Origin of the sequence: Pedobacter boryungensis, from assembly GCF_013204825.1 — a bacterium.
Classification (GTDB): domain Bacteria; phylum Bacteroidota; class Bacteroidia; order Sphingobacteriales; family Sphingobacteriaceae; genus Pedobacter; species Pedobacter boryungensis.
The window spans coordinates 140316-146455 of sequence record NZ_JABMKV010000005.1 but is presented as its reverse complement, the minus strand read 5'-3'; the positions used below and the strand labels follow the sequence as shown (position 1 = coordinate 146455).

General features: G+C 38.1%; 4 protein-coding genes. 2 read left to right on the top strand and 2 right to left on the bottom strand.

Annotated elements, in window-relative coordinates; translation table 11 throughout:
- Window positions 1-2122: FG-GAP-like repeat-containing protein (locus HQN85_RS15625; protein ID WP_173274016.1), on the bottom strand; the 2122-nt coding region annotated here is incomplete at its 3' end.
- A gap of 746 nt (window positions 2123-2868) precedes the next feature.
- On the opposite strand from HQN85_RS15625, the gene HQN85_RS15620 reads away from it, so the two are divergent.
- On the top strand, window positions 2869-4125 hold the full coding sequence (locus HQN85_RS15620; RefSeq protein ID WP_173274014.1) for a type III secretion system chaperone family protein: 1257 nt from the start codon (window positions 2869-2871) through the stop codon (window positions 4123-4125).
- Between the two features lie 9 nt (window positions 4126-4134).
- On the top strand, window positions 4135-5217 hold the full coding sequence (locus tag HQN85_RS15615; RefSeq protein ID WP_173274012.1) for a trypsin-like peptidase domain-containing protein: 1083 nt from the start codon (window positions 4135-4137) through the stop codon (window positions 5215-5217).
- A 45-nt stretch (window positions 5218-5262) separates the two neighbouring features.
- On the opposite strand, the gene HQN85_RS15610 is transcribed toward HQN85_RS15615, so the two are convergent.
- A complete protein-coding gene (locus HQN85_RS15610) occupies window positions 5263-6114 on the bottom strand; it encodes a DKNYY domain-containing protein (protein WP_173274010.1) in 852 nt (283 codons plus the stop codon).
- Window positions 6115-6140: the final 26 nt, after the last annotated feature.

The window sequence follows — 6140 nt, the reverse complement described above, 5'->3', positions numbered from 1 at the left end:
CTTCGTCAACTCCCCCTATAAATGTCTGGTAAGCATCAAATAATAAGTTACCTGGTGATGTGGTGTTATTTCTTAAAACAAAAATCTGCCCATCATCGCTACCAATTGCGATATCCAGTCTACCATCGCCGTCAAAATCGGCAATAACCGGAGACACCTTTTGGGTAGTGAGACCAATTTGCAAATCAATCTTGTTAGAAAAATCACCCGAACCATTATTTAATAAAACGGTTATCTTTGAATCCTTCACAAGTTCTAGTGCAATCATATCAGCAAAACCATCTCCATTTAAGTCCCCTGCATTGACATATCCTGCACTAGCCAGTCCGGTTGGAAAACTTTTAAGCAGCCTAAAATCAACGCCACCTGAATTTTGAAAAATTAGTTTAAACGGACTAGCCGAGTAGCCCGTTTTCCCGCTTTCTAAATTGGTAACTGTTAAATTTTGGTTGTTCGCTCCATAAGGTACAGTTACCGTTAAACTCTTTGAAGTAGCACCCTTAACAAAAGCCTTTGTTGCACCGAAGAAAACTACATTATTAGCAGGAATGTTACTAAAGTTCGTACCAGTAATCACAACATCATCCCCAACCTTACCAATCCAGGGATTCAAAGAAGTAATCGTGGGAGCTTGATTTGTAGGAGTTGTATTTAGTAAGACGGAAAGTTGTTTCAAGTTATTATCAGCAGCAACCAAATCAGGTTTTCCATCTCCATCTATATCCGCAACGTTTAATGCAATTTGGGCTAAGTTTGTACCCACATTAAATGGTTTAAAATTCACTTGCCCATTTATTGTACCCATATTTTGCAAAACGAGTGCATAGCTATCGGTTGCATTTTCTGTTACAATATCCCTTAATCCATTCCCATCTATGTCTGTTAAAAAAACATCGGTTGCTACACCGTTGGGTGTGCTGATAAAATATGGTTCACTAAAGGTTATATTGTCGTTATTTATGAATACAGAAATCTGATTCTCTTTGCTCGTTGGATTACGGTTTGGCAAAATTAGATCGGGCTTACCATCTTGATTGATATCCCCTATCGCAAACTTGGTAAGTTGTGTACCCGCAGCCAAGTCTGTATAAAAAGTAAACACTGGCACATCGCCAGGTGCAACTGTCATATTTTTATAAATACTTAATCCTGTTTTTCCATTAGCATCAGCGAAAGAAATAACGAGTTCTGGTTTACCATCTGCATCTAAATCTTGGGCCTGAACTTGCTTAATATTTAAGCCAATATTGAGCTCATCATTATTCCCAAAGCTTACTGTACCATTAGCTGTTGTGTTGGGTATAATGTGTATAGAATTAGATGTTGGAAATAGCAAATCATTTTTCCCATCACCATTTAAATCTTTCGAAAGTAAACTGTAGAGCACAGTATTACCTTGTGCATTGGGCAAAACACCTGCCACCAGATTGCCAAAGGTTAAGTTTTGACTTTGTGAACTGGTTTGATTAATTGCATAATGGTATTGAAATCCACCTTCAGATGTAATCAAATCTTTTCTTCCATCTCCATCTATATCTGCCGTATTGATAGTATTTGTTGTATTGGAAAGTGTAATACTAAAAGAAGTATCGAAAGTTACACTGGTCCCAATACTTGTATTCAGATAAAATATAGCTACCGGAGCAGCATGAGTATCAAGCATCACAAGATCCATCTTTCCATCTTGGTTTAAATCATCGCATACAATCTGTATGGTCTGCAAAGAATTTACAGGCGTTTGAACTGTATTTCCAAAATCAATTTGTCCGTTACTGCTAAAAGTAATATCAAAACCTTTAGAGGTAAAGCCAGATAACTTAGAACTTAAATTAGTAACCGATATGCCTTTCAAATCTGCACCTGCAGGAACTGTAACTACCATACTTTTACCGGCAGGATCTACTGATTTGACTTTACCAACTGCAGAACCAAACAGCACCACATCTAATGCAGGATTGGTATCGAAATTTGTACCGGTTATCGTTACATCAGTACCTACTGGTCCGCTTTGTGGACTAAAGCCCGTAATTGTTGGAACTTGCGCTTTAACACTTAACGAAACCAGACATACTGCAATGCAGCATACAAATTTGATCAAGTGATGGAAGAAACATTTTTTCATGATGAAATTGATTTATTTTAATGGCTATAACCTGCTCATTCGGGTAAAAAAACCTCAAACGAAATGAAAGAGAAGCTTTAATACAGGGATGGGATTATAATTCAACAAAATTAAATCATCAAACACCCCCAAAAAATCATCTTTTAGGGGGTATTGCATATATTAGAGGCACTCAGGCTAACAAGCACTAGCAAAGCTTAATCCCTGTTTCGAACCCTAAAAGCCGTAATCTTTAAACAATTAATAGCCCTAAGTATTACCCCTATTAAAACTGGATGATAAAATCTAATCCTTTTGGATTAATTCCACTTAACGTATAGGTTTTATTCGTTGTGCGTCATTCCCAACTCGATTGGGAATCTTAATGCAAATAGTATTTTTTACCACATTACGATGAGCTGCGCTGAGCACTCGTAGTTCCAAACAGATAGAAAGATTGCTGACCATTACCTTATGAATGAAGAGAGACTAGGAGGCTATCCTTTTGAAATAGCCGAGAACAACTCCTGCCTAACAAAACTCCACTTACGAAGAGTCCAAAGATTTCTCCATTCCGCTGCGCTCCAGTCGAAAAGACGGCGTAGATAGTAGACATTTTCTGCAAAGGATCCTTCGCGTTTTGAGTTTAGCATCCCACCTCCCCTCAAAAGACGATTTTTAAATCCCCCTATAAGAAATATTTTTAAACTGGCATTATGATCATTCTAGTGCCTTAAAAAATTAGCTAAATACTTTAAAATTTAATTATGATCAATCATTCTCCGGCATTTTACCGCCGAATTGTTAGCCCCGTGGCTGTACCTGGCTTATATGAGCTAGAAGTGTCATGGGCAAAAGCACAAGAGCTTTTTCAAAACCAAAATTATCCAGATGCTATTCGAGCCTGTATAGCCTACTGTAATCCTAAACTATGCAGCAAATATGGAAATGCAGAACAAACAGCATTTGACATTCCACATGGCTCAGCCATCATTCAAGTCCGCATAGCCGAAGGAAAGTTAAGCATCAATGCTCCCTTCTTAGCACTTCCTGTAGAAAACAGGGTGGCACTGATGAGAAAGATAGGGGAAATCAATTTTTCAGAATTGGTAATGGCGCAAATTGAAAAGAAAGACGATGAGCTTTCCTTTGTTGCCGAACTTCCTTTTGAAGCCTGTATGCCAATTATTGTGTACGAACTATTCCGCAGCGTTTGCCTAGGAGCCGATTATTGGGATGATGAATTTACAACTCATTTCGCTGCTCAACGTTTGAGAGAACCACTGATTAAAGCCCATCCTGAAAGCATTATCAAATCTGGCTGGACTATTTTTACCAATTTAGTGAATAGCGCAATCGAAAATGCGAATGAATATGAGCATAACCGTAAGAACCCTTATGCATGGGATACCATCATCATTTGCCTACAAAAACTAGATTATATCCTTAACCTCCAAGGGAAGTTTGGGAATGGGATCAATGATGAAATCAGTCGTTTAAATAATGGTTATGTAGATTTTAATGAGCGCATCAAGTCTGGTAAAAAGTTCCTATTAGAACTTCAAAAGCTAAGTTATGAACAGTTTAGTCTAGAGATTTTTGAGGGTGAAGTATTTGTACCCAGCAAATATGCCGCTAGGTTAGAAAACTTGCAACAAAATTTCGATCGCCCTTATGAACTCTCTAAAAAAGAATTTACCAATGGGGAATTCGAGGCCTGCTCGCTTACCATTATCCAGAACTATACCGGCATTTTGTACGAATTTAATTTACCTGCAGAAATAGAGGATTTCCTTTGTCAGTCGCTGATTGCATCTGCCGAAAAGCCTTGGAAAGAATGTGCGGAAGTATTGTTTAACAGCCTTAAAAAATTTATGGAGGCCGATATATTAGCTAAACTTGCCACTACCCCACCCTCGGCGCCAAATGGTGCTGAGGCTGTAGAAAACCAACTTGCCTCTCTTTTTGCAGATACTTCATCTATTAACAAAGTATTATCTTCTTTTAGCAGTTTTTTTAAATAATATATACTTATGAATTTTTCTATAATCGAATCCCTAGTCTTTAAGGTGAATACCGCTAAGGGATCGGGAACTTGCTTTTTTTTAAATGAGCAACAAATTTTTGTAACTAATTTCCACGTAGTGAACGGCTGCCATGCGGTAAGCGTTGAAAACAATAAACAGGAACGCTTAATGGCTGAGGTTATTCTTGCCGACCCCGGTGCAGATTTAGCACTTTTAAAAGTGAGTACGCCGATTGTTGCTCCTGATCTGCTATTTAATACAGAGCCTCTTTTCAACACCCAAAAAGTTTCTGTTGCAGGCTACCCTTACGGCATGCCTTATTGTATTACTCAAGGTATTATCTCATCAGTAAACCAAGTACTATCTAGTCAAAATTTTATCCAGATTGATGCTGCAATTAACCCTGGTAATAGCGGGGGACCTGTGCTAGATGAACAAGGTAAGCTAATAGGGATTGTCGCTTCGAAATTTACAGAAGCAGATAACATGGGTTTCGCCATTCCAGTTGCTCGCTTAGAAGAGTTAATTGGCGTATTAAAAATTACTAATCATCAGTCATATGCCATTAAATGCAATAGCTGTGATACTGTTATTGTTAATCGCTCTCACTATTGCCCGTCTTGCGGAGCAGGATTAGAAGAGAGTTGGTTTGATGAATATGAACTTTCTTTTGTGGGCCGTTTTTGTGAGGATGCCCTAGCTAAAGCAGGTATTAATCCCGTACTGATGCGGGCTGGCCACGAATATTGGGTGGGACATTCTGGAAGTGCTGAGCTACGTATATTTATCAGTGGCAACTATATTTATGCCACTAGTCCATTGAATAAAATGCCCAAACAGAACACAGAGGCCATCCTTTCCTATTTGCTCAGCAATCCGCTTAAGCAATATCAGTTGGGCCTGTCAGATAACATGATTTATATTTCTTATCGTTTTCCATTAGGGGGCATTCACAATGAGAAACTTTATGAAACAATGCTAAATGACCTAGCGGGTCTTGCAACTAAAGCAGATGAAATGGATGATTATTTGCAACAAACTTTCGGCTGTGAAAAGGCGGTTTATGCCAAAAACGTGGTTATTGGCTAGTAGAGTTACACTAAACATACAACTGCATAAAAAGCAGTTGTATGTTTAATTTTTATTTCTTCCGATTTTCTTCCCTTCCAAATAATCATTACGGCTATCCTGAGCATCATAGGCTTTGCCTTCTACAGGCTGAAAACTCTTTACATCAGCCCTGCGCATTAGGCTATCTCTATAAAAGATATGTTTTTCATCTTTGCTGTAGCCAAGAGCTTGAACAGCAAATGACCCTGGGTCAGCTATATTTAGTCTAGAGATATAAACAGATTGATCAGTATAATCTCTTTCTACATACCACACACTGCTATCATCCTTTGCATAGTGCTCGCTAATTACTGTAAAAGAGCTTGCGCTGCTACCTTTGATCTTTTTGCAAGCATAGTAACCTTGAATACCATCTTTTGCAAAATCTAGCCCGAGCAGCTTAAAATGAATAGGATCTGCTACCTCAAAAGATTTACCTTTAAAATAAACTGACTGATTGTCTTTGGCATAACCTTCTCCTACAGAGCAGAAGCTGTCTGTAGCTGCAGAGGGTAGCCTAAGTATGGTGTTGTGGGTATATAAGTAATACTCTTGTCCTTTTCTATAGGTCTCACAATAATACACCTGGTTTGTATCTTTTGCATAGTAGTTATCTAGGGCAATAAAAGTGCTACCATCACTATTCTCAATTTCTTCTCCTCGGTAATAGCCGCTAGACTGATCTACGGCAAAAACATCATTAAGCGCAGTAAAACTATTTATCTCTGCACCTTTAACTAATGCCTCTTTAAAATACCATTGTCCATTTGAAATATAATAATTGGATTTGGGCTTACACCTTGTAAAGAGCGAAAAAATTGAAAAAAGCCCCATAATAGCAATGAAAAATTTCAGCGTAATTGGTTTATAAAACATTAATCGTCTCTATGAAATCTAAACTG